The sequence below is a fragment of the Mycobacterium tuberculosis complex sp. N0072 genome, assembly GCF_030323725.1.
GTDB classification, from domain to species: Bacteria; Actinomycetota; Actinomycetes; order Mycobacteriales; family Mycobacteriaceae; genus Mycobacterium; species Mycobacterium tuberculosis.
Genome location: NZ_CP040689.1, coordinates 1366051 through 1391202 on the forward strand (window position 1 = coordinate 1366051; position 25152 = coordinate 1391202).

Below are 25152 nucleotides of genomic sequence, written 5' to 3' on the forward strand. Positions count from 1 at the left end.
GCTCGCCGAATTAGTCCCGCACGGCTGCCAGCACGCCGTCGCCCAGCGGCACCAGTGCCGGAGTGAGCCGTTCATCCTCGGCGATAAGCCGGGCCGCCTCGCGAACCGCGATCACCTCGGCGTCGCGCGCCCCGGGATCACCGGCCCGACCGCCCAGCGCCGCCCGGTGCACGACGATGACCCCGCCGGATCGCAGCAGCCGCACCCCCTCGGCGACGTAATCTGGCTGGTCGATCGGGTCGGCGTCGATGAATACCAGGTCGTAGGATGCGTCGGCGAGCCGGGTCAGCACCTCTTGGGCGCGGCCGCTGATCAGCCTGGTACGCGACGGCCCGATGCCCGCCTCGGCAAAGGCCTGCCTGGCAAGGCGTAGATGCTCGGGCTCGATATCGATGGTGGTCAAGACGCCGTCGTCGCGCATGCCCGACAACAGCCACAGGCCGCTGACGCCGGCCCCGGTACCCACTTCGGCCACCGCCTTGCCTCCGCTGAGCTTGGCCAGCAAGCACAGCAACGCACCCACCGCCGGTGTTACCGCCCCGGCCCCGATGTCGGTTGCGCGCTCGCGGGCGCCGGCCAGGATCACGTCTTCAGATATTGACCCCTCGGCGTGCGCCCAGAGTGATTCGCCTCGGCTGGGGGCCGGCTGGCCAGGCATGTCGTCGTGTCCGGGGGTGCCGTCCATGCCCGCAGCGTATGTCCAATTGGCGACGCCGTCGGGCAGGCGCGCCTGGTTCGAACGCCGGCCGAGCACCGAGCTGGACGCTTGCGGCTGTACCCGACACGCCCGGCGTGCCGGACGCGACGAAGGTCACTTTGACTCGATATTCCCTGGACAGCGCAGGTAACGGTATGGTTTCTAAGCCAAAGCTCAGATTGCTCATATATGGCCCATACGCCGGTACGCGACGGTAATTCCCATGGAACTCCTCGGCGGACCCCGGGTTGGGAATACGGAATCGCAACTTTGCGTTGCCGACGGTGACGACTTGCCAACTTATTGCAGTGCAAATTCGGAGGATCTCAATATCACGACCATCACGACCTTGAGTCCGACCAGCATGTCTCATCCCCAACAGGTCCGCGATGACCAGTGGGTGGAGCCGTCTGACCAATTGCAGGGCACCGCCGTATTCGACGCCACCGGGGACAAGGCCACCATGCCGTCCTGGGATGAGCTGGTCCGTCAGCACGCCGATCGGGTGTACCGGCTGGCTTATCGGCTCTCCGGCAACCAGCACGATGCCGAAGACCTGACCCAGGAGACCTTTATCAGGGTGTTCCGGTCGGTCCAGAATTACCAGCCGGGCACCTTCGAAGGCTGGCTACACCGCATCACCACCAACTTGTTCCTGGACATGGTCCGCCGCCGGGCTCGCATCCGGATGGAGGCGTTACCCGAGGACTACGACCGGGTGCCCGCCGATGAGCCCAACCCCGAGCAGATCTACCACGACGCACGGCTGGGACCTGACCTGCAGGCTGCCTTGGCCTCGCTGCCGCCGGAGTTTCGTGCCGCGGTGGTGCTGTGTGACATCGAGGGTCTGTCGTACGAGGAGATCGGCGCCACACTGGGCGTGAAGCTCGGGACGGTACGTAGCCGGATACACCGCGGACGCCAGGCACTGCGGGACTACCTGGCAGCGCACCCCGAACATGGCGAGTGCGCAGTTCACGTCAACCCAGTTCGCTGAACTACTCAACGGCCGCCGAGCGCGTCGGTTCGGCTACCGCATGGTTGCCAATCGGTCCCGAATCCTGGGGTTTTACCGGCTGGCGATGGTTTTCCGGCACCGCGCCGCGCTACATTCGAGATACCGGTGGCTCGTTAGGTGGCGGAAGGAGGTGGTGATGGCCGACCCCGGAAGCGTGGGACATGTGTTCCGGCGCGCGTTTTCCTGGCTCCCGGCGCAGTTCGCCTCCCAGAGTGACGCGCCGGTCGGCGCGCCGCGGCAGTTCCGTTCCACCGAGCACCTGTCAATCGAGGCCATCGCGGCTTTCGTCGACGGCGAGCTGCGGATGAACGCGCACTTGCGGGCCGCGCATCACCTTTCGCTGTGTGCCCAATGCGCGGCCGAAGTGGACGACCAAAGTCGTGCCCGCGCCGCTCTGCGCGATTCCCACCCGATCCGCATCCCCAGCACGTTGCTCGGATTACTGTCCGAGATCCCGCGTTGTCCACCTGAAGGTCCATCTAAAGGTTCGTCTGGAGGTTCATCCCAGGGCCCGCCCGACGGGGCTGCGGCAGGCTTCGGCGACCGCTTCGCTGACGGCGATGGCGGGAATCGGGGCCGGCAATCGCGGGTGCGTCGCTAGCCGGTGAGCCACTTGTCGCAGCGCATGGCGGGGGGTTGCTGCGAGTTCATGGCGAGTGGTCGCGATCCGTGGATACTAGGGTGGACACGGACAACGCGATGCCTGCACGTTTTAGCGCCCAGATTCAGAATGAGGATGAGGTGACCTCCGACCAAGGCAACAACGGCGGCCCGAACGGCGGAGGCCGCCTGGCGCCGCGCCCGGTTTTTCGGCCACCGGTCGACCCGGCGTCGCGTCAAGCGTTCGGGCGTCCGTCCGGGGTCCAAGGGTCCTTTGTGGCCGAGCGTGTGCGCCCGCAGAAGTACCAGGACCAGTCTGACTTCACACCGAACGATCAGCTTGCTGACCCGGTGCTTCAGGAGGCGTTCGGTCGTCCGTTCGCGGGCGCCGAATCGCTGCAGCGCCATCCCATCGATGCCGGAGCGCTGGCAGCTGAGAAAGACGGTGCCGGCCCCGACGAGCCCGACGATCCGTGGCGCGACCCCGCGGCCGCGGCCGCGCTGGGGACGCCAGCGCTAGCCGCGCCGGCACCGCACGGTGCGCTGGCCGGCAGCGGCAAGCTGGGTGTGCGCGACGTGCTGTTTGGCGGCAAGGTGTCCTACTTGGCGCTGGGCATCTTGGTCGCTATCGCACTGGTGATCGGCGGCATCGGCGGTGTCATCGGCCGCAAGACCGCGGAAGTAGTCGATGCGTTCACCACGTCGAAGGTGACCCTGTCGACCACTGGCAATGCCCAGGAACCGGCCGGCCGGTTCACCAAGGTGGCGGCCGCCGTGGCCGATTCGGTGGTGACCATTGAGTCGGTCAGCGACCAGGAGGGCATGCAAGGTTCCGGCGTCATCGTCGATGGCCGCGGCTACATCGTCACCAACAATCACGTGATCTCTGAGGCGGCCAACAATCCCAGCCAGTTCAAGACGACCGTGGTGTTCAACGACGGCAAGGAGGTGCCCGCCAATCTGGTGGGTCGTGACCCCAAGACCGACTTGGCCGTCCTCAAGGTCGACAACGTCGACAATCTGACCGTGGCCCGGCTCGGTGATTCCAGCAAGGTACGGGTCGGTGACGAAGTCCTCGCGGTCGGCGCGCCCCTGGGGCTGCGCAGTACGGTGACCCAGGGCATTGTCAGCGCGCTACACCGCCCCGTTCCGTTGTCGGGCGAGGGCTCTGACACCGACACCGTCATTGACGCAATTCAGACCGACGCCTCGATCAACCACGGTAACTCCGGCGGTCCGCTAATCGACATGGATGCCCAGGTGATTGGCATCAACACCGCCGGTAAGTCACTGTCGGATAGCGCCAGCGGGCTGGGCTTTGCGATCCCGGTCAACGAGATGAAATTGGTGGCAAATTCTCTGATCAAAGACGGAAAGATCGTGCATCCGACGTTGGGCATCAGCACCCGGTCAGTAAGCAACGCGATCGCGTCGGGCGCGCAGGTGGCCAATGTAAAGGCGGGAAGTCCCGCGCAGAAGGGCGGGATCTTGGAGAACGATGTGATCGTCAAGGTCGGTAACCGCGCGGTCGCCGACTCCGACGAGTTCGTCGTCGCCGTGCGCCAGTTGGCTATCGGCCAGGACGCTCCGATAGAGGTGGTCCGCGAGGGTCGGCATGTGACGCTGACGGTGAAACCGGACCCCGATAGCACCTAGAGTGTTCGCCAACATCGGTTGGGGGGAAATGCTCGTCCTCGTCATGGTCGGGCTGGTGGTGCTTGGCCCGGAGCGGCTCCCGGGTGCCATCCGCTGGGCGGCAAGCGCTCTGCGGCAGGCGCGCGACTATCTCAGCGGTGTGACCAGCCAGCTACGTGAGGACATTGGACCCGAATTCGATGATCTGCGGGGACATCTCGGTGAGCTGCAGAAGCTACGGGGAATGACTCCGCGGGCTGCGTTGACCAAGCACCTACTGGATGGCGATGATTCCCTGTTCACCGGAGACTTCGACCGACCGACGCCGAAGAAACCGGATGCGGCGGGCTCGGCGGGGCCGGACGCTACTGAGCAGATCGGTGCGGGGCCCATCCCGTTTGACAGCGATGCCACCTAGATCGGTGACGGCCGGCGGTCGGGCCCGGCGAGCTAACACCCGAGCAACGGCGGCAGGCCGGCCACCGAGTCGATCACGTGGTGCGGCCGGGTCGCGCTGGCGCCGGCCAGCCAGCGATCCAGCGTTTGCTGGCGGAACTTGCCGGTGCGCACCAGCACACCCGTCATGCCCACCGCCTGGGCGGCCAGCACGTCGTTGTGCAGATCGTCGCCGATCATGACCATCTGCTGTGGATCGACACCGACGCGGTCGGCGGCCGCCAGGAATCCCTCGGCCGCAGGCTTGCCGATGGCGGTGGCGGTCTTGCCGCAGGCCTGTTCCATTCCGGTCAGGTACATCCCGGTGTCGATGCGCAGCCCGTCGGTGGTGTTCCAGGTCATATTGCGGTGCATCGCCACCACCGGAACGCCGTCGAGCATCCACCCATAGACCCGGCTGAGCGTGCGGTGATCGAACTGGGGGCCGGCACTGCCGAGCACGACGACGTCGGGGGCTTCGGGGCAATCCTCGGGACCGATCTCGGTCGACAAGACGACGTCGATGCCGGGCAAGTCCTCGGTGATGTCGCCGTTGTTCACCAGGAAGCACCGCGCGCCGGGATAGGCGCCGTGCAGGTACTCGGCCGTCAGCACCCCGGCCGTGATCACGTCGTCGGCGGCGACGGGGATCCCCGCGGCACCCAGCGCCTCGGCGATCTGCCGGCGGGTGCGCGTCGTGGTGTTGGTCAGATACGCGCAGGCGATTCCCCGATGGGTCAGTTGCCGCACGGTCTCGGCGGCCCCGGGAATCGCGCGCCACGACAGCACCAGCACGCCGTCGATGTCGAACAGCACCGCCGCGGCCATCAGATGCGCCACGTCCACACGATATCCGTCAGTTAGACCGTCGACATCGACACCAGCGCGGAAAAACCCCAGTGAGCATCGCGCTGACGTCGATCTCGACGGTGAGGTTCATCCTGGCTCAGGATCCCTCAAGATCCGTGGCGCAACCACACACTGTCGGCCACCCAGGGCGACGCGGCGCCGGCCACCGACCACGCCAGCTCCGCGGGCACATCGAGCACCTGATAACCCTTGCGGCCCGCCGCGGTGGCCGCCACGAGCGTCGCCACCCCCGCCCTCCGCTGGAACAGTGTCTGGCGCACCGTCCAGCCGATGATGCCGGTGCAGGCGATGCAATCGCGGCGACGCTGTAGGCTGCCGGCGCGCGCAACCAACCAGCCGTCGGCGACGCGGTGCCCGAGTGATCGGACCCGATCGACGGCCAGCCCAGCGCAACCCGCGGTCAACACCGCCCACAGTGTCCACGCCCACCCCGGCACGCCGAGAATCGGCGCCGCTGCGATCAGCGCAACTCCGGCCAGCGTCGGGACCAACAGCGCCCGGGTCCACCTGCGCCGGGCGGCGGCCGGGCCGTGCCGGCGCAGCGGCCCCGCTGCCGCGTCGGTGTTGTCGATCAGGTCGGTCAGCACGGCCGTCGCGGTCTCGAACGGACATGGTGGCAGCAGCATCGACGACTGGCCCTCGCTATGCACGCCGGTCATCACTGCGTCCAGCCGAGCACCGCGCAATAACCGCACCAGCAGTGGTTCACGCAAGGTGGCGCCACGCAGCCGGCGCATGTCGTAGGTGTGCTCGCGCACCCGCAGCAGCCCGTGCCGCAGGTGTAGCACCCCTTCTTGACCGCTGCCGCCGCGGCGCAGCAGCAGATTGCCGTAGGTCAACCAGGAGAACAGCACCGCCAACAGTGCCGATACACCCACCACCAGCAGCACAGTGACCGCCACCACCAGTACCACCCCGGCGCGTTGCGCGGCGTCCACCGCGGACCTGGCGAAACCGGATTCCGGGAGTCGCACGGCCAGTCCCGTTTGATAGCCAAGCCCGATCACCGCCCCGATCATCACCAGGCCCGAAAAGCTCAGCGGCGCATACCGCAACCACGACGACTGCCACCGGGCCAGCACCCGACCGGTCGGCTCGACGGGTGCCAGCGACTCGGCCAGCAGCAGCGCGCGCAGCCTGGGCACCCGTGCCGAGTCGACCGCGTCCAGTTCGAAGGCGGCCTCACCGCGGGCCTCCTGGCCGGTGCCCACCCGCAGCACCGTCAACCCCAACAGCCGGTGCAACAGCCGCGCCTCGGTCTGCACCGAGCGAATCCGGTTGCGCGGCACGGAGACCGCGCGCCGGCTGAGTATGCCGGTACGCAGCGACACGTTTTCGTCGTCGATGCGGTAGGTGGTGAAAAACCAACGCAGCACGCCGAATACGACCGTCACGCCGAGCGCCGCCAGCGGCCAGACCGGGTTGCCGGTTGCCGACCCCAGCACCACGGACCCGATGAGTACCGGGAGCTGGCGCAGCATCTCGTGCACCGGATGCACCAGCAGCATCCGCGGGCTGAGGCGGTGCCAATCGTGTGGCCGGTCGGTCATGTCGCGTCCTCGCCGCGCAGCGCGGCGATGTCGGTCAGCTGCGCCACCACCCGATCGGCGACGTCGGTGTCCAACGCCTCGATGTGCACCGCGCCCGCCGAGGACGCCGTGGTTACGGTGACGTTGGCCAGCCCGAACAGCCGGTCCATCGGGCCGCGGTAGGTGTCGACGGTCTGCACCCGGGAAATCGGTGTGATGCGGCGCTCCTGCACGAGCCAACCGGTGCGGGTGAATACGGCCTGCGGGCTGATCTCCCAACGGTGTACCCGGTAACGCCAGAGCGGGACCACCCCGATGTGCACCACCATCGCCACCGCGGTGAGAGCGGCCGCGGCCAGGTGCGGCCAGGGCGGCTGGGGATGCACCGCCCACCACACCAGCTGCGCGATCACCGGGAGTATCCAGCCCAGCGACGCGGACAGCGCCCACATCACCGGCGCCTGGCTGCTCGGTCGATGGGCCGGCTCGGCGAGCGCGAGGTGATTTCTCTGCGGTCCGGTTGCGCTTGGCACATTTCGAGCATGGTCCAACGGAAACCGAACACAGTGATCGGGGGTCGTGGTTATCGTTTGAGCTAGCGCTCAACAAGATGCGTGCCAACTCACCCTGCCCCGGGGAGGCGCGATGAGTCGACAGTGGCACTGGCTGGCAGCGACGCTGCTCCTGATCACCACCGCCGCGTGCAGTCGTCCGGGCACCGAGGAACCGGATTGCCCGACGAAAATAACCTTGCCGCCCGGTGCTACGCCCACCACGACCCTCGACCCGAGATGCATAGTGCGCGCGACCACCACCGGCACAGCCGACGGCGATGCGGCGTCGCGCTGGACCGGAACCGTGCGGATCGCCGGGTTCTATGCCTCGATCTGCAACGCGGTATGGGACGGGAACGTCAGCCTTGCGGGAAAGGACGAGCTGACCGGCAAGGCTACGCTTATCCTCGTCGAAACCAGTTGCCCGGGCAAGGTTGTCGCCGGCGAACTCGTGCTGAAGGGGAACGTCGGTTCGGACAGCCTCGCGATCACCTGGGCGCACCCCGAACTCCCGCAGCGGGCGTTCGACCTCGGCGCCGGACAGGGCACGATCCGCCGATCGGGCGACCGTGCCGAGGGAACGTTCAACTCGGATATGGGTGGGGGCACCGAGTTCTTCTTGACGTGGTCGCTGACGATGCGTAACTGACGATCACAACGTGCCCACCAAAAACAGAGTAGACAACAGTCGACAATTCCCTTGTACTCCGGCGCTATGAAGTCGATCTCCGTCGGTGAGCTGCGCCAGAATCCCGCTCCCATGATCGCCGACCTCGAACGGGGTGAGCCATACGCGCTGACCCGCCACAACCACCGGATCGGAACGATCATTCCTGCCGTCTCGTCGGCAACACTCATTCCCCGGAAAGCCTAGTACGCCGAGCAGACGCAACGGCACCCAATTTCGACCAGAATCGGGTTCTTTTGCGTCTGCTCACGCGGTCAACGCTAGCGTCGTGTCGGGTCCAACCCCAGCGACATGCCCGCCAATCCGCGTCGTCGAGTCGACAAGCCGTCGGCGATGCTATGCAGTTCCTTGCCGATCGCCGAGTCCGGCGAGCTCAACACGAGCGGTACGCCCGAATCGCCGGCGGCCACCAGTGCGGGGTCCAGCGGGATCTGACCCAGCAGCGGCACGTCGGCGCCGACCGCACGCGACAACCGCTCGGCGACCAGCCGGCCACCGCCCTCGCCGAACACCTGCATCGTGGTGCCGTCCGGCAGCGTGAGCCCCGACATGTTCTCCACGACGCCGACGATGCGTTGGCGGGTTTGCAGCGCGATGCTGCCGGCCCGTTCGGCCACCTCCGCGGCGGCCAGCTGCGGGGTGGTGACCACCAGGAGTTCGGCGTTGGGGATCAGTTGAGCCACCGAGATGGCGACGTCGCCGGTTCCGGGCGGCAAGTCCAGCAGCAGCACGTCCAGATCCCCCCAGTACACGTCGGCCAGAAACTGCTGCAACGCCCGGTGCAGCATCGGCCCGCGCCACACCACCGGGGTGTTGCCCTGGGTGAACTGGGCTATCGAGATGACCTTCACCTGGTGGGCGATCGGCGGCAGGATCATCGACTCAACCTGGGTAGGCCGGTCGGTGGTGCCCATCATCCGGGGGATAGAGTGGCCGTGGATATCAGCGTCCAGCACCCCGATCGACAGGCCGCGGACGGCCATCGCGGCGGCCAGGTTGACCGTGACGGTGGACTTTCCGACTCCGCCCTTACCGGAAGCCACGGCATACACCCGGGTCAAGGAATCGGGTTGCGCGAACGGGATGACGGGTTCGCGGGTATCGCCACGCAACTGCTTACGCAGCTCGGTGCGCTGCTCGTCGCTCATCACGTCCAAGCTGACCCGCACCGCCGAAGTGCCTGGCACGTCGGCGACCGCCCGGGTGACACGCTCGGTGATTTCGGACTTCTTCGGGCAGCCGGCGATGGTCAGGTAGATCTCGACGTGCACGCTCCCATCCGGGCCGGTGTCGATGCTTTTGACCATCCCCAGTTCGGTGATGGGGCGCCGCAATTCGGGGTCGATTACCTTGCCCAGCGCGGTGCGTATCGCCGCGTTCAGGTCGCCATCACGAGTTCCGGACATCACCGCCGAGTGTAGGCGGCTTGGCATACGGCCGAGTGGTCAGCCGGCAGGAGCCGGCGCCGGCGGCGCCAGGCCCGCGTCGCCAGGCGGGCCGGCCAATGGATCCGGAGGTGGGGGAGCGGCAGGTAGGAATGGAGGTGGGGGAGCGGTAGGCGGGAACGGCGGCGCGCCCACTGGCGGGCCATGTGAGCCAATGCAGATCAGCGTGCAGCCGGGCATCGGCGCCGATGGGTCAGGTGCCATCCACGGGAACATCGGCGGTGGATTGAGCGCCGCCTGGCGCGGGGTCAAGTCGATCAGCGGCAGGTGCGCCATGGGGCCATCGGCGGTCAGGCCGTTGACATTGATCGGCAAGCCGGGCCCGAGACCCTCCGGATTCTCGAGGTGCGCGTCGCCGAGTGGTGGTGGCGGACCGGTGATCGGGGGCAAGTCAACCGGGAACACACCGGTGGCGTAGCCGGCGGCCCAGCCCAGTACGTTCTGGGCGTAAGGCATCGAGTTGTTGTAGCGCAGGAGCGCGGCCATGACCTGCGCCGGGTCGCGCAGGTTGAGCCCACCGCTACACAGGTAGCGGGCTGCGGCCAACGTGGAGTCGAACAGGTTCTGCGGGTCAGCCACACCGTCGTCATCGCCGTCGGTGGCGTACCGAGCCCAAGTGCCGGGCAAGAACTGCATTGGCCCCATCGCGCGGGCGTACGTGACGCGATTGCCGACGCTGCTTTGGATGATGATCTCGTTGCCTGGCAGGGTGCCGTCCAGCGTTGGGCCGTAGATCGGCTGGATCGCGGTGCCGCGCGCGTCGGTGGCGCCGCCGTTTGCGTGCATCGACTCGATGCGCCCAATCCCGGCCAGCAAGTTCCAACTGACGCCACAGCCAGGGGCGGCAGCGGCCATCTTCAGCTCGGCGTTGCGGTAGGCGGACAGTGCCATGGCCGGAATGCCAAGCGCACCAGGCGAATTCACGATCATCGGTGGTGGTGGAGCCGATATGGTAGCTACCGCCACGCGGAAGCTGGTCGGCGGGCGCTTCATGGCGATGACGACCGGACCGGACAGGTCTATGCCGGACGCGGCGACCGCGGCCACCGGGGTGATAACGGCGTGCACCGGCGCGGTTCTCCCGGGGAATACCGGAGCCGCGCCGCCGACCGCACTGGCGAATACCAACGGGGCAATCGCTGCCACGCCGAATGCCGGCGCCCGCGTTAGGCGACAAGCTCCCCGCCGCACTGCAGCGACGGCCGGGCGTGCACCCCAGCGTCCCCCAATGTGCACTCGACCGTCCTCAGTGTGTGAGCCGTCGGAAACCTATGTCTTCTTAGCTTCTTTCTTCGTTTCGTGAACTAGATCACCATACATAACTCTTGTCACGGGAGTGGCGCAATGGCCGACTCGGTAATCACCCCGATTTCTTGGCGTGCTGCTCCGCCTCGTCGGCCACCCGCGGCTGCGCCACATCCGGATCCGTCGGCTGCAGCTCCGCCAACAGAGCGCGCAGGCTGTCCAGTTCGTGGCGCAGGTAGTCGCGCGTGGGGACCTCGCCGATGGCCAGCCGCAGCGCTGCCAGCTCGCGGGCGTTGTACTCGGTGTCGGCCTTGGTCTGTGCGGCCCGCCGACGATCCTCTTCGAACACCGCGCGGTCACGCTTTTCCTGATGGTTCTGGGCGAGCAGAATCAGCGGTGCGGCGTACGAGGCCTGCGTGGAGAAGGCCAGATAGAGCAGGATGAAGGGGTACGGATCCCAGCGCAAGCCGACCGCAAACAGGTTCAGCACGATCCATGTCAGTACGAGCAGCGTCTGCACCAGCAGGTAACGGCCGGTTCCGAAAAACCGTGCGATGGATTCGGTTGTCCTGCCGACGGCCTCGGGATCCAGCCGCGGGGCGAGCGTGCGCGATGTGCGTGGGGTGTACAGACGGCGCGGCGCGAAGGGTTTGCTCACCGTGGTCCTCCGGGTCTGTCCGGTGCTCCGGAGGGGTCGAGCTCCGGCATATCTACACGCCAGTCATGCGGCAATAGATGGTCGAGCAGGTCGTCCACGGTCACCGCTCCCAGCAGGTGGTTCTCGTCGTCAACCACCGGTCCGCACACCAGGTTGTAGGCGGCGAAGTAGCGAGTCACCGCGGCCAGCGGGGTCTCCGGAGTGAGCGTGAGCAGGTCAGTGTCCACAACTCCGCCGACCAGCTCGGCCGGCGGGTCACGAAGCAGCCGCTGCAAATGCACACAACCCAGGTAGTGCCCAGTGGGCGTGGCCGTGGGCGGGCGCGCGACGAACACCATTGACGCCAGGGCGGGGGTGAGATCGGGATCGCGGACCCGCGCCAACGCCTCCGCAATCGAGGTGTCCGGGGTCAACACCACCGGATCGGAAGTCATCAATCCGCCCGCCGTGTCGGGGGAGTGCGTCAGCAGCCTTCGCACCTGCCCGGAGTCGCCGGGATCCATTCGTGTCAGCAGCAACTCGGCTTCGGTCGGATTCAGGACCGCGAGCAGATCGGCGGCGTCGTCGGGATCCATCTCCTCCAGCACGTCGGCCGCGCGTTCGGTGCCCAGTTGCGACAACACCTCGGCCTGATCCAGTTCGGGCAGCTCCTGCAGGACGTCGGCCAAGCGCTTGTCGTGGAGCGCCTTGAACACCTCGTGGCGGCGCTTCGGCGGCAGCCCGCGGATGGCGTCGGCCACGTCGACCGCTTTCCATCCCTCGAACTGGTCGAGCAGCTGTGCCACGTCTTGACCCGGCATCGCCAAGGCCGACGGCGTCAACCCCGCCACGTTGTGGCAGTCCACGACGTGCACTGGGCCGCGCCGTCGGAGCCGACGTTGGGTGCGGACGGCGACCCTAGTCACCATCCAGTCGCGACTTCGGGTTTGCTCGACACCCAGGTCGGTGACCACGACGTCGACGCCGGCCAGCTCGGGTAGTGCGGGATCGTTGACCTTCACCAGGGTGTCGAGCACTTGACCCAGCGCCAGAGCCTCGCCTGGCCGCTGCTCGAAGCGGTGCAGTGACACGTTGCCGGTGCTCAGTGTCACCGCGTGCGGCTCGATCGCGGCGACCCGCAGAATCGGTATGAATATCTTGCGGCGGGTCGCCAAATCGACCACCAGCCCGAGCACTCGCGGTTGTTGGCGGACAATGCTGATGCTGATCACGACATCGCGAACGCGCCCGAAGGATTCGCCGAGCGGTCCCAGCACCGACATCCGCGAGAGCCGCGCCAGGTACACCCTGTTGACCGATCCCATGATTGAGAGCCTAGGCAGCTGCCTTCCGGATCAACCGAGGGTGGGCCAATGTCGCCTAATGCTAAGGGATAGCGAAGATCCCCGCGATCATGTAGACCAGCAGGGTCGCGATGCCAATCACAATGCCGGCCACCGCCAGGCCGTAGCCTTCTTCGCGTGTCTGCTTGATCTGGTTGATGGCGATCGCGCCGAACACGATGCCCACGATCGAGCCGATGCAGCAAAGCACACCGACGAGCGCCGAGATCAGTGAGACGAGCGCCATGGTGTTCATGCCGGGCTGCGATGGGCCGTAGCCGTCTAGGTAGCCCGGCTCCGGGTAGTAGCCGCCCGGAGATCCACCGTATGGCGGAGGCATGGGCGGGTATGGTATGTCGCCGTAGCCTGCTGAAGAAGTGCCGGGGGGTGGATATCCGGGCGGCGCATAGCCCCCGGGTGGCATCGGCGGTGGATAGCCGGTCGGATACCCGGGCTGGTAAGCAGGCGGGTAACCGGACGGCGGATACGCCGGGGGCGGGTGGTTGGCCATCGGCGAAGATGCCGGCGGCGCCCAAGGAGCGTCAGCAATGGGCTGTTCGGGGGGCCGCTCACCGACCGGAGGCGGTCCACCCGCGGCGTCGTGCGCACTCTCGCCAGAGGAGCCGCTGGGAGCCGTCATGGTGATCAACCTATCCCGGCAACGATGCTCGCCGTTCGGTGGGCCTCGGTCGCTCGCGGGTTGAGTGGATAGTGTGCCGGGAGTAGCTGGACCTGACTGGACATGAAACGATGGCGCTGAAAAAGGGGGGCGGAGGAGAATGAGAACCGATGACTAGCCCATTCCAGCCCAGACAGGTTCCCGGTTCAACACCCGCCGCCGCAGGTGCGGGTCGACGTGGTGTGCCCGCATTGCCCACCCCGCCGAAAGGTTGGCCAGTCGGGTCGTATCCCACCTATGCCGAGGCGCAACGTGCGGTCGACTATCTATCCGAACAGCAGTTCCCGGTCCAGCAGGTGACCATCGTTGGCGTGGACCTCATGCAGGTTGAACGGGTCACAGGCCGGCTGACCTGGCCCAAAGTGCTTGGTGGCGGCGTGCTGAGTGGCGCCTGGCTGGGCCTGTTCATCGGGTTGGTGCTCGGGTTCTTCAGTCCCAATCCATGGTCCGCGCTGGTTACCGGCCTGGTGGCCGGGGTGTTCTTCGGGCTGATCACCTCTGCAGTGCCGTACGCAATGGCTCGCGGCACAAGGGATTTCAGCTCGACCATGCAACTGGTTGCCGGTCGCTACGACGTACTTTGTGATCCGCAAAATGCGGAAAAGGCACGGGATCTGCTGGCGCGTCTGGCGATCTGAAGCCCGGACGAGAGGCAAATGTGGTCATGAGTCGCGGGCGGATACCGAGGCTGGGCGCTGCCGTACTGGTGGCGTTGACGACCGCGGCGGCGGCGTGCGGGGCCGATAGCCAGGGGCTGGTGGTCAGCTTCTACACACCGGCCACCGACGGCGCGACGTTCACCGCAATTGCCCAACGCTGCAACCAACAGTTCGGCGGCCGGTTCACCATTGCGCAGGTCAGCTTGCCCAGGTCCCCCAATGAGCAACGGTTACAGCTGGCCCGACGGTTGACCGGTAACGACCGCACCCTGGACGTCATGGCGCTGGATGTGGTGTGGACGGCGGAGTTCGCCGAAGCGGGGTGGGCGCTGCCGCTGTCGGACGACCCAGCGGGGCTGGCCGAGAACGACGCCGTCGCCGATACCCTGCCAGGCCCGCTTGCGACGGCCGGCTGGAACCACAAGCTGTACGCGGCACCCGTCACCACTAATACTCAATTGCTTTGGTACCGACCAGATTTGGTAAATAGCCCGCCAACGGATTGGAATGCCATGATCGCTGAGGCGGCCCGGCTGCACGCGGCGGGCGAGCCTAGCTGGATCGCGGTACAGGCCAATCAGGGCGAGGGCTTAGTGGTGTGGTTCAACACGCTGCTGGTGAGCGCTGGTGGATCGGTGCTCTCCGAGGACGGCCGGCACGTCACCTTGACCGATACTCCCGCACACCGAGCGGCTACGGTCAGCGCGCTACAGATCCTCAAATCGGTGGCTACCACGCCCGGCGCCGACCCCTCGATCACCCGCACCGAAGAGGGCAGCGCGCGGTTGGCCTTCGAACAGGGCAAGGCCGCGCTCGAGGTCAATTGGCCGTTCGTGTTTGCGTCCATGCTCGAGAACGCGGTGAAGGGTGGTGTGCCCTTCTTACCGCTTAACCGGATTCCGCAGTTGGCCGGCAGCATCAACGACATCGGGACGTTCACGCCCAGCGACGAGCAGTTCCGCATCGCGTATGACGCCAGCCAGCAGGTGTTCGGTTTCGCGCCCTATCCGGCTGTAGCGCCCGGCCAGCCAGCCAAGGTGACGATCGGCGGGTTGAACCTGGCGGTGGCCAAGACGACCCGCCATCGAGCGGAGGCATTCGAAGCGGTGCGTTGTCTGCGTGACCAGCACAATCAGAGGTACGTCTCGCTCGAGGGGGGTCTGCCCGCGGTGCGGGCGTCGCTGTACTCCGATCCGCAATTCCAGGCGAAGTATCCGATGCACGCCATTATTCGGCAGCAACTCACCGATGCCGCGGTGCGGCCGGCGACGCCGGTGTACCAGGCGTTGTCCATCCGGCTCGCGGCGGTGCTGAGCCCGATCACCGAGATCGACCCGGAGTCCACGGCCGACGAACTTGCCGCGCAGGCGCAGAAAGCCATCGACGGCATGGGCCTGCTCCCGTGACCTCCGTTGAACAGCGGACCGCCACCGCGGTCTTTTCCCGTACCGGGAGCCGCATGGCCGAACGGCGACTGGCGTTCATGCTGGTCGCACCCGCCGCGATGTTGATGGTGGCGGTGACGGCCTATCCCATCGGTTACGCGCTGTGGCTTAGCCTGCAGCGCAACAACCTGGCCACCCCGAACGACACCGCGTTCATCGGGCTGGGCAACTATCACACGATCCTGATCGACCGGTATTGGTGGACGGCGCTGGCGGTGACGCTGGCGATCACGGCGGTTTCGGTGACGATCGAATTCGTCTTGGGGTTAGCGCTCGCCCTGGTAATGCACCGCACGCTGATCGGCAAGGGGTTGGTGCGCACCGCGGTGCTCATTCCGTACGGCATCGTCACGGTGGTCGCCTCGTATAGCTGGTACTACGCCTGGACGCCGGGCACCGGGTATCTGGCCAACCTGCTGCCGTATGACAGTGCGCCACTGACGCAACAGATCCCGTCGTTGGGCATCGTGGTGATCGCCGAGGTCTGGAAGACGACGCCGTTTATGTCGCTGCTGCTTTTGGCCGGGTTGGCGCTGGTCCCCGAGGATCTGCTAAGAGCAGCGCAGGTTGACGGCGCCAGCGCCTGGCGGCGGTTGACGAAGGTCATCTTGCCGATGATCAAGCCGGCGATCGTGGTTGCTCTGCTCTTCAGGACCCTGGACGCTTTCCGGATTTTCGACAACATCTATGTGCTGACCGGCGGCAGCAACAACACCGGATCGGTGTCGATCTTGGGCTACGACAACCTGTTCAAGGGGTTCAACGTGGGCCTTGGTTCGGCGATCAGCGTGCTGATCTTTGGCTGCGTGGCCGTCATTGCGTTCATTTTCATCAAGTTGTTCGGCGCCGCGGCGCCCGGGGGTGAGCCAAGTGGGCGTTGAACGGGTGGGCGCGCGGCGCGCCACGTATTGGGCCGTCCTGGACACTTTGGTCGTGGGGTACGCGTTGCTCCCGGTGCTGTGGATTTTCAGCCTGTCACTCAAGCCGACGTCAACGGTCAAGGACGGCAAGCTGATTCCGTCGACGGTGACTTTCGACAACTATCGTGGCATCTTCCGGGGCGACTTGTTCAGCTCAGCGCTGATCAACTCCATCGGAATCGGCCTGATCACCACCGTGATCGCGGTGGTGCTCGGCGCGATGGCGGCCTACGCGGTTGCCCGGCTGGAATTTCCGGGCAAGCGGCTGCTAATCGGGGCTGCCTTGCTGATCACGATGTTCCCGTCGATCTCTTTGGTCACACCATTGTTCAACATCGAACGTGCCATCGGCCTGTTCGACACCTGGCCGGGGTTGATCTTGCCGTACATCACCTTCGCGTTGCCGCTCGCGATCTACACCCTGTCGGCGTTCTTCCGGGAGATCCCTTGGGATCTGGAAAAGGCGGCCAAGATGGACGGTGCAACGCCCGGTCAGGCTTTCCGGAAGGTGATCGTACCGCTGGCGGCGCCGGGCTTGGTGACCGCTGCAATCCTGGTGTTCATTTTCGCCTGGAACGATCTGCTGCTCGCGTTGTCGCTGACCGCTACCAAGGCGGCGATTACCGCGCCGGTGGCCATCGCCAACTTCACCGGCAGTTCGCAATTCGAGGAGCCGACCGGCTCGATCGCGGCCGGCGCGATCGTGATTACGATCCCGATCATCGTCTTTGTTTTAATCTTCCAACGACGGATTGTCGCCGGGTTGACCTCTGGCGCTGTGAAGGGATAGCGCGATGGCCGAGATTGTGTTGGACCACGTCAACAAGAGTTACCCCGACGGTCACACAGCGGTGCGCGACCTCAACCTCACCATCGCCGACGGCGAATTTCTGATCCTGGTAGGGCCTTCCGGTTGTGGCAAGACCACGACGCTGAATATGATTGCTGGGCTTGAAGATATCTCGTCGGGAGAACTGCGCATCGCCGGTGAGCGGGTAAACGAGAAGGCGCCAAAGGACCGTGACATCGCGATGGTGTTCCAGTCGTACGCGCTTTACCCGCATATGACGGTGCGCCAGAACATCGCGTTCCCGCTGACCCTGGCGAAGATGAGAAAGGCCGACATCGCGCAGAAGGTCTCCGAGACTGCAAAAATCCTTGACCTGACCAACCTTCTGGATCGCAAGCCCTCACAATTGTCGGGTGGTCAGCGACAGCGGGTCGCGATGGGCAGGGCAATCGTGCGCCATCCCAAAGCATTCCTGATGGACGAGCCGCTGTCGAACTTGGACGCGAAGTTGCGGGTCCAGATGCGCGGCGAGATTGCCCAGCTGCAGCGGAGGCTGGGTACCACCACCGTCTACGTCACCCACGACCAGACCGAGGCAATGACGCTGGGCGATCGCGTGGTAGTGATGTACGGGGGCATCGCACAGCAGATCGGCACCCCTGAGGAGCTTTACGAACGGCCCGCCAATCTGTTTGTCGCGGGCTTTATCGGCTCGCCGGCCATGAATTTCTTCCCTGCCAGGCTGACCGCGATCGGACTGACCCTGCCGTTCGGTGAGGTGACGCTGGCCCCCGAAGTCCAGGGGGTGATCGCAGCGCACCCGAAACCGGAAAACGTCATCGTAGGCGTGCGGCCGGAGCATATCCAGGACGCAGCATTGATCGACGCGTATCAACGCATCAGGGCGCTGACCTTCCAGGTGAAGGTCAACTTGGTCGAGTCTTTAGGCGCCGACAAATATCTGTATTTCACTACCGAGAGCCCGGCTGTGCACTCGGTTCAGTTGGACGAGTTGGCGGAGGTAGAGGGGGAGTCGGCGTTACACGAAAATCAGTTCGTGGCAAGGGTTCCCGCCGAGTCCAAGGTAGCCATCGGGCAGTCGGTCGAGTTGGCTTTCGATACCGCCAGACTTGCCGTCTTCGACGCCGACTCCGGTGCGAACCTGACCATTCCGCACCGCGCCTAATGGCGGCGAGCGGACACATAAGCCCCCGCCACGCCGAAGGATTTGGAGCTTTTTGCGTCTGTTCGCCGACGCGAAGCTAGAGCCAGTTTCTGTTGCGGAAGACGTGGTAGAGGAACAGACAGATAAGGACCATCCCGCCGATCACTGTCGGGTAACCCCACCTGGAGTCCAGCTCGGGCATGAAGTGAAAGTTCATGCCATAGATGCCCGCGATCATGGTGGGGACCGCGATGATACCTGCCCACGCGGATATCTTGCGCATGTCCATGTTTTGCTGCATGCCGACCCGGGCGAGCGCGGCCTGCACCAGCGAGTTGAGCATGTCGTCGTAGCTGGCGATCTGGTCGGCGGCCTCGGTCTGGTGGTCGGCGACGTCGCGCAGGTAGCGCCGCACTTCTTTCGAAATGAGGTCTTTGCTCTCGGTCTGCATGCGCTGGAATGCGGTCGATAGCGGATTCACGCACCGGCGCAACTCGACCACTTCCCGCTTGAGCAGATAGATCGGTTCGATGTCGAGCTTGCGGCCCGGCGCGAACGCTACTTCCTCGATGCTGTCGATATCGGTCTCCATGAGATTGGTCACCTCGAGGTAGTGGTCGACCACGTAGTCGGCGATCGCGTGCATCACCGCATACGGTCCCAACCGCAAATGTTCGGGGTCGGCATCCATCCGCTTACGCACCTCGGATAACCCGCCGTGTTCGCCGTGGCGGACGGTGACCACGAAATCCTTGCCGACGAAGATCATGATCTCGCCGGTTTCGACGATCTCGCGGGCCAGTACCACCGATTCGTGCGGGACGTAGTTGACGGTCTTGAGGACGAGGAACAGCGTCTCGTCGTAGCGCTCCAACTTGGGTCGCTGGTGCGCGTGCACGGCGTCCTCAACGGCTAACGGGTGCAACCCGAAAACGTCTGCTACGTCCTGCATCTGGTTTTCATCGGGCTCGTGCAGCCCGATCCAGACGAACGCCTCCTGCCCGGTCAGTTCGATCTCGCGCACCTCGCGCAGCGCGGCGGCGTAGGTGTACTTGCCGGGCAGTCGCTGGCCGCAGACGTAGACACCGCAGTCGACCAAGGCTTGGGCCGGTGGCTGGGCAACGGGGTGTGCGTTCGGCGGCTGGGGTCGCGCGACCGGTCGCAGCACTTCGGGCAATGCGTCAAACCCTGGGAACACGTCAACCTCCGATCGCGGTGGATCTGATCGGGCGGTGCTCCAGGTTACGCGTCCCGGTATGGAACTTGGTAAACGTCAGTCGTAGCTGTGGGGGTTGGACCCCAGATGTCCGTCCGGTGCCGGTGCGCTAGTTTCAACCCGAAGCCAAGTCCGTAAGGAGCAGAACCGACGTGAGCGCTAGTCCTCTCAAGGTCGCCGTTACCGGCGCCGCCGGCCAAATCGGCTACAGCCTGTTGTTCCGCCTGGCCAGCGGCTCTTTGCTGGGCCCTGACCGTCCGATCGAGCTGCGGCTGCTCGAGATCGAGCCGGCACTGCAGGCGCTCGAGGGTGTGGTGATGGAACTCGACGACTGCGCTTTCCCGCTGTTGTCCGGGGTGGAGATCGGTTCCGATCCCCAGAAGATCTTCGATGGTGTGAGCCTGGCCCTGCTGGTCGGAGCCCGCCCCCGGGGCGCGGGCATGGAGCGAAGTGACCTGCTGGAGGCCAACGGCGCGATCTTCACCGCTCAGGGCAAAGCCCTCAACGCTGTCGCCGCGGATGACGTTCGCGTCGGGGTGACCGGCAACCCCGCCAACACCAACGCGCTGATCGCGATGACCAATGCGCCCGACATTCCCCGCGAGCGGTTCTCGGCGCTCACCCGGCTGGACCACAATCGGGCGATCTCGCAGCTGGCCGCCAAGACCGGCGCGGCGGTCACCGACATCAAGAAGATGACGATCTGGGGCAATCACTCGGCCACCCAGTACCCCGACCTGTTCCACGCGGAGGTCGCCGGAAAGAACGCGGCCGAAGTGGTCAACGACCAGGCCTGGATCGAGGATGAATTCATCCCGACGGTCGCCAAGCGCGGTGCGGCGATCATCGATGCGCGCGGCGCGTCGTCGGCCGCCTCGGCCGCGTCGGCAACCATCGACGCTGCCCGGGACTGGTTGCTGGGGACGCCGGCGGACGATTGGGTCTCGATGGCCGTCGTCTCCGACGGGTCCTACGGGGTGCCGGAGGGCTTGATCTCCTCGTTTCCGGTCACCACCAAGGGCGGCAACTGGACGATCGTGAGCGGCTTGGAGATCGACGAGTTCTCCCGCGGCCGGATCGACAAGTCAACCGCCGAGTTGGCTGACGAGCGCAGCGCGGTCACCGAGCTCGGCCTGATCTGAGCGCAGGTCAGCCGCGCACTGAGCGGAGCCCGAGTCATCTTGACGTGTGTTTGTCCAGGCATCATGATGACCTGTATGCGCACCACCTTGACGCTCGATGACGACGTCGTCCGGCTGGTCGAAGACGCAGTGCATCGCGAACGCCGCCCGATGAAGCAGGTCATCAACGATGCGCTGCGCAGAGCGCTGGCGCCGCCGGTGAAACGGCAGGAGCAGTATCGGTTGGAGCCGCATGAGTCGGCTGTGCGTTCCGGGTTGGATCTGGCCGGCTTCAACAAGTTGGCCGACGAACTGGAGGATGAGGCGCTGCTGGATGCCACGCGTCGGGCCCGGTGATCATCCCTGACATCAATCTGCTGCTCTACGCGGTCATCACCGGATTCCCGCAGCACCGGCGCGCGCATGCGTGGTGGCAAGACACCGTCAACGGCCACACCCGTATCGGGCTGACGTATCCGGCGTTGTTCGGGTTCCTACGGATCGCCACCAGTGCCCGCGTGCTCGCCGCGCCACTGCCAACCGCGGATGCGATCGCCTATGTGCGCGAGTGGCTTTCGCAGCCGAACGTGGACCTACTCACGGCGGGTCCGCGCCACCTGGACATCGCGTTGGGCCTGCTCGACAAGCTCGGCACAGCCAGCCACCTAACCACCGATGTGCAACTGGCCGCCTACGGCATCGAATACGACGCCGAGATCCATTCCAGTGACACCGACTTTGCCCGATTCGCCGATCTGAAGTGGACCGACCCGTTGCGCGAATAATGACTGCCGCTCTGCCCTCGGGTCAGCCGTTCAGGCCGTGCTGACCGTTGGCGCCGGTAGCGCCTTGAGTACCGGGATCGCCGGGGGCGCCGGGGTTGAACCCGGTCCCGCCGCCGCCGCCCGCGCCGCCGTTGCCGCCCGCGCCGCCGAGGCCCCCGGCCGCGCCGGAGCCGGGGCTGCCCGACTGTCCGAACAGTCCGCCCGCACCGCCGGTCCCGCCGTTTCCGCCGACGCCACCGGCCCCGCCGGCCCCGCCGTCGCCGCCGTTGCCGCCGTCACCGCCGTCGCCGTCCTGGTTGGCCATGCCGTCGGCGCCGATCCCGCCGTTGCCGCCGTTGCCGCCGCTGCCGCCTTGAGCGCCGATGCCCCCGTCGCCCCCGACGCCGCCGTCGCCGCCGGCGCCGCCCGTGCCGAGCAGTAGCCCGCCGCGACCCCCGCTGCCCCCAAAGCCGCCGGCGCCACCAACGTCAGCCGAGGCACCGACGCCGCCGTCGCCGCCGGCACCACCATTGCCCCCGGTGGAGTTGCCCCCAGGAGGATTATCTTGATTGGCATTTCCTCCGGCGCCGCCGGCACCACCGGGAGCGCCGATACCGCCGTTCCCGCCGGCGCCACCGTTGCCCCCTATGCTGTTGCCAGCATTTGCAACATTGGCGCTGCCACCCGCTCCGCCCAGCCCCCCGCCGCCGCCGGCTCCGCCGTTTCCGCCGGCGCCGCCATTGCCGCCGACAGCGTCACCAAAGCCGCTTTGAGCGGCGCCACCGTTACCGCCGGCACCTCCGGAGGCGAAGTTGGCGCCGTCGCCGCCGTCGCCGCCGGCACCCCCGGACACGTCGGTCTGCCCAAGGTTGGTTCCATCCCCGCCTATGCCGCCTGCACCACCGCCCACGCCGGGGTTGACTGCGTTGCTGCCCGAGCCGGCGTCGGTCCCGTTGCCATCGGGTCCGGTAGTGCCGTCGGCGCCATCGGTCGCGTGCGTGACCTGATGGGACACCGGGTTTTGCCCGTTGGCGCCGGCCGCTCCTGCCGCTCCGGCTCCACCCGCCCCCCCGTTGCCCCATAGCCCGGCGTTGCCGCCGTGGCCTCCGTTGCCGCCATTGCCCCCGATCTGGGTGGCCGCCCCACCGTTGCCGCCGAGCCCACCGTTGCCGTATAGCCACCCGCCGTTGCCGCCGGCACCGCCGTTCGCGCCGGGCCCGCCGGCTCCCCCGGCGCCACCGTTGCCGATCAACCCGGCCGCGCCGCCGCGACCGCCGGGCTGGCCTGGGGTGCTACTCGAGCCGCCGTTGCCGCCGTTGCCGTACAACAAGCCACCGTCGCCCCCGTTTTGTCCCGGCCCGCCGTTGGCGCCATCGCCGATCAGCGGGCGCCCCAGCAACAGCTGGGTGGGCCCATTGACCACATCCAGCACCGCTTGCATCGGGGAGGCATTGGCGGCCTCGGCCGCCGCATACGAGCCGGCCGCCGAACTCAGTGCCCGCACAAACTGCTGATGAAATGCCGCCGCCTGTGCGCTCAGCGCTTGATAGGCCTGGGCGTTCCCGGAAAACAGCGACGCGATGGCCGCTGATACCTCGTCGGCACCCGCGGCCAGCAGCCCCGTGGTCGGGGCCTCGGCCGCCCTGTTAGCTGCGGCCAGCGCCGAGCCGATGCCCTCCAAATCAGCGGCCGCGGCCACCAACACGTCCTGCGCTGCAATCAGATACTCCATCGCGGGGCCTCTCTCGCGGCGAGATTGACCAACGGGTCGGCACGAAGCGTGTCCCGTTGCTTGACGGTGCATTGCGTGTTTGCCTGGATCCCCGCGCCGACGGTGTGGATCGGGCCCAGTACCCTCAAGCCCGTGCCAACTGCATCTGTCGCGGTGACTATCGGCTCAGACACTTCGGTGTGAGAATCACCAGGATCCTCGCGCTGCTGCTTGCCGTCCTGCTTGCAGTGTCTGGCGTGGCTGGCTGCTCGGCCGACACCGGCGATCGCCACCCGGAGTTGGTGGTCGGATCCACGCCGGACTCCGAGGCGATGCTGCTGGCCGCCATCTACGTCGCGGCGCTGCGGTCGTACGGTTTTGCGGCGCACGCCGAAACCGCCGCCGACCCGGTGGCGAAACTGGACTCGGGCGCGTTCACCGTCGTACCCGCTTTCACCGGTCAGATGTTGCAGACCTTGCAACCCGATGCGTCGGTGCGCTCGGATGCCCAGGTATACCGCGCCATCGTCTCGGCCCTTCCCGAGGGCATAGCCACAGGCGACTACACCACCGCCGCAGAAGACAAACCCGCGTTGGTGGTGACTCAATCCACCGCCAAGGCCTGGGGCGGCGGCGATCTCAGCGAGCTGCCCAGCCACTGCCGCGGGTTGTTGGTCGGGCGCGTTGCCGGCGCCCACACACCCGCGGCCGTGGGACCGTGCCGGCTGCCCGCCCCGCGTGAGTTTCGGAATGACGCAACAATGTTCGCCGCGCTGCGGGCCGGACAGCTGGTCGCGGCCTGGACCACCACCGCCGACCCCGACATCCCCGCGGACCTGATCATGCTGACCGACGGCAAGCCCGCGCTGATCCGGGCCGAGAACATCGTTCCGCTGTATCGTCGCAACGCGCTGACCGAGCGGCAACTGCTGGCCGTCAACGAGGTCGCCGGCGTGCTGGACACCACGGCCCTGATCGGGATGCGCCGCCAGGTGGCCGCGGGGGCCGACCCGGCGGCGGTGGCCGCCGGCTGGCTCGCCGAACACCCGCTGGGACGTTGAGCCGCCACGAGCGTCCGGGTCGACGCGATGACACACCGCGTCGGCCGAACAACCTTCGGGCGCGCTTTCCTCACCAGCCGTCAGCGCGGGCGGGGTATCAACCGGCCGGTGATGATCGGAAAGATCCGCTGATATCCGGAACCGGTCAGCCGGACCACCAGGTCCAGTACCTTGGCGTCGACACCCACCAACACCCGGGCCTTGTTCTTGGCCACCCCCGTCAGGATGATCTGCGCGGCCCGCTGTGGGCTGAGATGGGCCACCCGCTTATCGAACGTCTCGGCCAGCTCGGCCTGGTCAAGTCCCTCGGCGGCGGTGGCGTTACGGGCGATCGCGGTCTTGACACCGCCGGGGTGCACCGTCGTCACCTTCACCGGGTGACCCGCCAACGCCATTTCCTGGCGCAGCGCCTCGGTAAAGCCGCGGACGGCGAACTTGGCCGAGTTGTAGGCCGCCTGACCCGGCGCCGAAAACAACCCGAACACGCTGGAGATGTTGATGACGTGGCCGTCCCCGGAGGCGATCAAATGCGGCAGGAACGCCTTGGTGCCGTTGACCACACCCCAAAAATCGACGTCCATCACCCGTTCGATGTCCTTGAACTGGCTGACCTCGATATCGCCGGTAAAGGCGATGCCGGCGTTGTTGTAGATCTGGTTCACAGTGCCGAAGTGCTCGTTGACCGCATCGGCGTAGGCTAGGAAGGCTTCGCGTTCGGTTACGTCGAGTCGGTCCGTCTTGACCGGCGTGCTGATCGCCTTTAGCCGGTGCTCGGTGTCTGCCAGGCCGTCGGTGTCGACGTCGCTGATGGCCACCTTGGCGCCCGAGCGGGCCAGCTCGATTGCCAGCGCCTGCCCGATGCCCGATCCCGCGCCGGTGACAACGGCGACCTTTCCGGCGAACCCCTCCATGACGTACCCTCCCT

At 66.4% G+C, this 25152-nt stretch carries 27 protein-coding genes; 15 read left to right on the forward strand and 12 right to left on the reverse strand.

Annotation, left to right across the window (positions count from 1 at the left end):
• Positions 1–10 precede the first annotated feature (10 nt).
• Positions 11–658 carry an SAM-dependent O-methyltransferase gene (locus FF952_RS06500; RefSeq protein WP_003406255.1) on the reverse strand — a complete coding sequence of 216 codons (648 nt, stop codon included), beginning with the start codon at positions 656–658 and terminating at the stop codon, positions 11–13.
• A gap of 262 nt (positions 659–920) precedes the next feature.
• On the opposite strand from FF952_RS06500, the gene sigE reads away from it, so the two are divergent.
• From sigE to tatB, 4 genes are all read left to right on the forward strand, one after another.
• A complete protein-coding gene (gene sigE, locus FF952_RS06505; RefSeq protein ID WP_003406257.1) occupies positions 921–1694 on the forward strand; it encodes an RNA polymerase sigma factor SigE in 774 nt (257 codons plus the stop codon).
• A gap of 157 nt (positions 1695–1851) precedes the next feature.
• Positions 1852–2316 (forward strand): anti-sigma E factor RseA, encoded by a 465-nt coding sequence (gene rseA / locus FF952_RS06510; RefSeq protein WP_003406258.1) that lies wholly within the window; start codon positions 1852–1854, stop codon positions 2314–2316.
• A 140-nt stretch (positions 2317–2456) separates the two neighbouring features.
• Positions 2457–3971: a serine protease HtrA gene (gene htrA / locus FF952_RS06515; protein ID WP_003911452.1), complete on the forward strand. Its 1515-nt coding sequence runs from the start codon at positions 2457–2459 to the stop codon at positions 3969–3971.
• A 1-nt stretch (position 3972) separates the two neighbouring features.
• Positions 3973–4368: a Sec-independent protein translocase protein TatB gene (tatB, locus tag FF952_RS06520; protein ID WP_003406260.1), complete on the forward strand. Its 396-nt coding sequence runs from the start codon at positions 3973–3975 to the stop codon at positions 4366–4368.
• A 32-nt stretch (positions 4369–4400) separates the two neighbouring features.
• On the opposite strand, the gene FF952_RS06525 is transcribed toward tatB, so the two are convergent.
• The 3 genes from FF952_RS06525 to FF952_RS06535 form a co-directional block, all read right to left on the reverse strand.
• A complete protein-coding gene (locus FF952_RS06525) occupies positions 4401–5231 on the reverse strand; it encodes an HAD-IIA family hydrolase (RefSeq protein WP_003406261.1) in 831 nt (276 codons plus the stop codon).
• Between the two features lie 110 nt (positions 5232–5341).
• Positions 5342–6805, reverse strand: a complete 1464-nt coding sequence (locus tag FF952_RS06530; RefSeq protein ID WP_003903370.1) for a PH domain-containing protein — start codon at positions 6803–6805, stop codon at positions 5342–5344.
• On the reverse strand, positions 6802–7335 hold the full coding sequence (locus tag FF952_RS06535; protein WP_003406264.1) for a PH domain-containing protein: 534 nt from the start codon (positions 7333–7335) through the stop codon (positions 6802–6804). Before FF952_RS06535 ends, FF952_RS06530 begins: the two co-directional genes overlap by 4 nt.
• 94 nt (positions 7336–7429) lie before the next feature.
• Here FF952_RS06535 and FF952_RS06540 point away from each other — a divergent pair, with 94 nt between their 5' ends.
• Both FF952_RS06540 and FF952_RS06545 read left to right on the forward strand, forming a co-directional pair.
• Positions 7430–7987, forward strand: a complete 558-nt coding sequence (locus FF952_RS06540; protein ID WP_003406266.1) for a hypothetical protein — start codon at positions 7430–7432, stop codon at positions 7985–7987.
• Positions 7988–8038: 51 nt separating this feature from the next.
• Positions 8039–8212 (forward strand): type II toxin-antitoxin system Phd/YefM family antitoxin, encoded by a 174-nt coding sequence (locus FF952_RS06545; RefSeq protein ID WP_003908664.1) that lies wholly within the window; start codon positions 8039–8041, stop codon positions 8210–8212.
• A gap of 74 nt (positions 8213–8286) precedes the next feature.
• On the opposite strand, the gene FF952_RS06550 is transcribed toward FF952_RS06545, so the two are convergent.
• From FF952_RS06550 to FF952_RS06570, 5 genes are all read right to left on the reverse strand, one after another.
• Positions 8287–9459, reverse strand: a complete 1173-nt coding sequence (locus tag FF952_RS06550) for an Mrp/NBP35 family ATP-binding protein (protein ID WP_003406273.1) — start codon at positions 9457–9459, stop codon at positions 8287–8289.
• A gap of 12 nt (positions 9460–9471) precedes the next feature.
• Positions 9472–10707, reverse strand: coding sequence for a lytic transglycosylase domain-containing protein (locus tag FF952_RS06555; RefSeq protein ID WP_003406276.1), 1236 nt, complete (start codon positions 10705–10707; stop codon positions 9472–9474).
• A 124-nt stretch (positions 10708–10831) separates the two neighbouring features.
• Complete coding sequence (locus tag FF952_RS06560; RefSeq protein ID WP_003903373.1) at positions 10832–11374, reverse strand: DUF1003 domain-containing protein; 543 nt, start codon at positions 11372–11374, stop codon at positions 10832–10834.
• Positions 11371–12678, reverse strand: a complete 1308-nt coding sequence (locus FF952_RS06565; RefSeq protein ID WP_244736159.1) for a magnesium transporter — start codon at positions 12676–12678, stop codon at positions 11371–11373. The genes FF952_RS06560 and FF952_RS06565 overlap by 4 nt, the downstream gene beginning before the upstream one ends.
• A gap of 61 nt (positions 12679–12739) precedes the next feature.
• Complete coding sequence (locus FF952_RS06570) at positions 12740–13336, reverse strand: DUF4190 domain-containing protein (protein ID WP_003406288.1); 597 nt, start codon at positions 13334–13336, stop codon at positions 12740–12742.
• A gap of 149 nt (positions 13337–13485) precedes the next feature.
• Here FF952_RS06570 and FF952_RS06575 point away from each other — a divergent pair, with 149 nt between their 5' ends.
• From FF952_RS06575 to sugC, 5 genes are read left to right on the forward strand one after another with little or no spacing between them, the layout of a single operon-like run.
• Positions 13486–14013, forward strand: coding sequence for a YflT domain-containing protein (locus tag FF952_RS06575; RefSeq protein WP_003406290.1), 528 nt, complete (start codon positions 13486–13488; stop codon positions 14011–14013).
• A gap of 20 nt (positions 14014–14033) precedes the next feature.
• Entirely contained in the window at positions 14034–15440 is a 1407-nt protein-coding gene (gene lpqY / locus FF952_RS06580) for a trehalose ABC transporter substrate-binding protein LpqY (protein WP_003898783.1), read from the forward strand.
• Positions 15437–16360: a trehalose ABC transporter permease SugA gene (sugA, locus tag FF952_RS06585; protein WP_003406295.1), complete on the forward strand. Its 924-nt coding sequence runs from the start codon at positions 15437–15439 to the stop codon at positions 16358–16360. Before lpqY ends, sugA begins: the two co-directional genes overlap by 4 nt.
• 4 nt (positions 16361–16364) lie before the next feature.
• Positions 16365–17189: a trehalose ABC transporter permease SugB gene (gene sugB / locus FF952_RS06590; RefSeq protein ID WP_003900298.1), complete on the forward strand. Its 825-nt coding sequence runs from the start codon at positions 16365–16367 to the stop codon at positions 17187–17189.
• Positions 17190–17193: 4 nt separating this feature from the next.
• On the forward strand, positions 17194–18375 hold the full coding sequence (gene sugC, locus FF952_RS06595) for a trehalose ABC transporter ATP-binding protein SugC (RefSeq protein ID WP_003406299.1): 1182 nt from the start codon (positions 17194–17196) through the stop codon (positions 18373–18375).
• Between the two features lie 76 nt (positions 18376–18451).
• Here the strand turns inward: sugC and corA are convergent, their stop codons facing one another.
• Entirely contained in the window at positions 18452–19552 is a 1101-nt protein-coding gene (gene corA / locus FF952_RS06600) for a magnesium/cobalt transporter CorA (RefSeq protein WP_003406300.1), read from the reverse strand.
• 170 nt (positions 19553–19722) lie between these two features.
• Between corA and FF952_RS06605 the strand changes: the two genes are divergently transcribed.
• From FF952_RS06605 to FF952_RS06615, 3 genes are all read left to right on the forward strand, one after another.
• The gene (locus FF952_RS06605) at positions 19723–20712 is read left to right on the forward strand and encodes a malate dehydrogenase (protein WP_003406301.1); all 990 of its coding nucleotides are present in this window, start codon (positions 19723–19725) and stop codon (positions 20710–20712) included.
• A gap of 75 nt (positions 20713–20787) precedes the next feature.
• Complete coding sequence (vapB33, locus tag FF952_RS06610) at positions 20788–21048, forward strand: type II toxin-antitoxin system antitoxin VapB33 (protein ID WP_003406302.1); 261 nt, start codon at positions 20788–20790, stop codon at positions 21046–21048.
• On the forward strand, positions 21045–21476 hold the full coding sequence (locus FF952_RS06615) for a type II toxin-antitoxin system VapC family toxin (protein ID WP_003406304.1): 432 nt from the start codon (positions 21045–21047) through the stop codon (positions 21474–21476). Before vapB33 ends, FF952_RS06615 begins: the two co-directional genes overlap by 4 nt.
• Positions 21477–21498: 22 nt before the next feature.
• Here the strand turns inward: FF952_RS06615 and FF952_RS06620 are convergent, their stop codons facing one another.
• Positions 21499–23187, reverse strand: coding sequence for a PE family protein (locus FF952_RS06620; RefSeq protein WP_003910308.1), 1689 nt, complete (start codon positions 23185–23187; stop codon positions 21499–21501).
• A 179-nt stretch (positions 23188–23366) separates the two neighbouring features.
• On the opposite strand from FF952_RS06620, the gene FF952_RS06625 reads away from it, so the two are divergent.
• Positions 23367–24227: a glycine betaine ABC transporter substrate-binding protein gene (locus FF952_RS06625; RefSeq protein WP_003903377.1), complete on the forward strand. Its 861-nt coding sequence runs from the start codon at positions 23367–23369 to the stop codon at positions 24225–24227.
• 80 nt (positions 24228–24307) lie between these two features.
• Here the strand turns inward: FF952_RS06625 and FF952_RS06630 are convergent, their stop codons facing one another.
• Positions 24308–25138 carry an SDR family NAD(P)-dependent oxidoreductase gene (locus FF952_RS06630; protein WP_003898788.1) on the reverse strand — a complete coding sequence of 277 codons (831 nt, stop codon included), beginning with the start codon at positions 25136–25138 and terminating at the stop codon, positions 24308–24310.
• Positions 25139–25152: the final 14 nt, after the last annotated feature.

What these genes read in the sequence shown, in the direction of transcription:
- FF952_RS06565 (WP_244736159.1), bottom strand. Translation starts at nt 12,678, where the DNA reads ATGGGATCGGTCAACAGGGTGTACCTGGCGCGGCTCTCGCGGATGTCG.
- sigE (WP_003406257.1), top strand. Translation starts at nt 921, where the DNA reads ATGGAACTCCTCGGCGGACCCCGGGTTGGGAATACGGAATCGCAACTT.
- FF952_RS06570 (WP_003406288.1), bottom strand. Translation starts at nt 13,336, where the DNA reads ATGACGGCTCCCAGCGGCTCCTCTGGCGAGAGTGCGCACGACGCCGCG.
- sugC (WP_003406299.1), top strand. Translation starts at nt 17,194, where the DNA reads ATGGCCGAGATTGTGTTGGACCACGTCAACAAGAGTTACCCCGACGGT.
- FF952_RS06540 (WP_003406266.1), top strand. Translation starts at nt 7,430, where the DNA reads ATGAGTCGACAGTGGCACTGGCTGGCAGCGACGCTGCTCCTGATCACC.
- FF952_RS06630 (WP_003898788.1), bottom strand. Translation starts at nt 25,138, where the DNA reads ATGGAGGGGTTCGCCGGAAAGGTCGCCGTTGTCACCGGCGCGGGATCG.
- FF952_RS06500 (WP_003406255.1), bottom strand. Translation starts at nt 658, where the DNA reads ATGCCTGGCCAGCCGGCCCCCAGCCGAGGCGAATCACTCTGGGCGCAC.
- FF952_RS06620 (WP_003910308.1), bottom strand. Translation starts at nt 23,187, where the DNA reads ATGGAGTATCTGATTGCAGCGCAGGACGTGTTGGTGGCCGCGGCCGCT.
- vapB33 (WP_003406302.1), top strand. Translation starts at nt 20,788, where the DNA reads ATGCGCACCACCTTGACGCTCGATGACGACGTCGTCCGGCTGGTCGAA.
- FF952_RS06550 (WP_003406273.1), bottom strand. Translation starts at nt 9,459, where the DNA reads ATGCCAAGCCGCCTACACTCGGCGGTGATGTCCGGAACTCGTGATGGC.
- rseA (WP_003406258.1), top strand. Translation starts at nt 1,852, where the DNA reads ATGGCCGACCCCGGAAGCGTGGGACATGTGTTCCGGCGCGCGTTTTCC.
- FF952_RS06530 (WP_003903370.1), bottom strand. Translation starts at nt 6,805, where the DNA reads ATGACCGACCGGCCACACGATTGGCACCGCCTCAGCCCGCGGATGCTG.
- FF952_RS06575 (WP_003406290.1), top strand. Translation starts at nt 13,486, where the DNA reads ATGACTAGCCCATTCCAGCCCAGACAGGTTCCCGGTTCAACACCCGCC.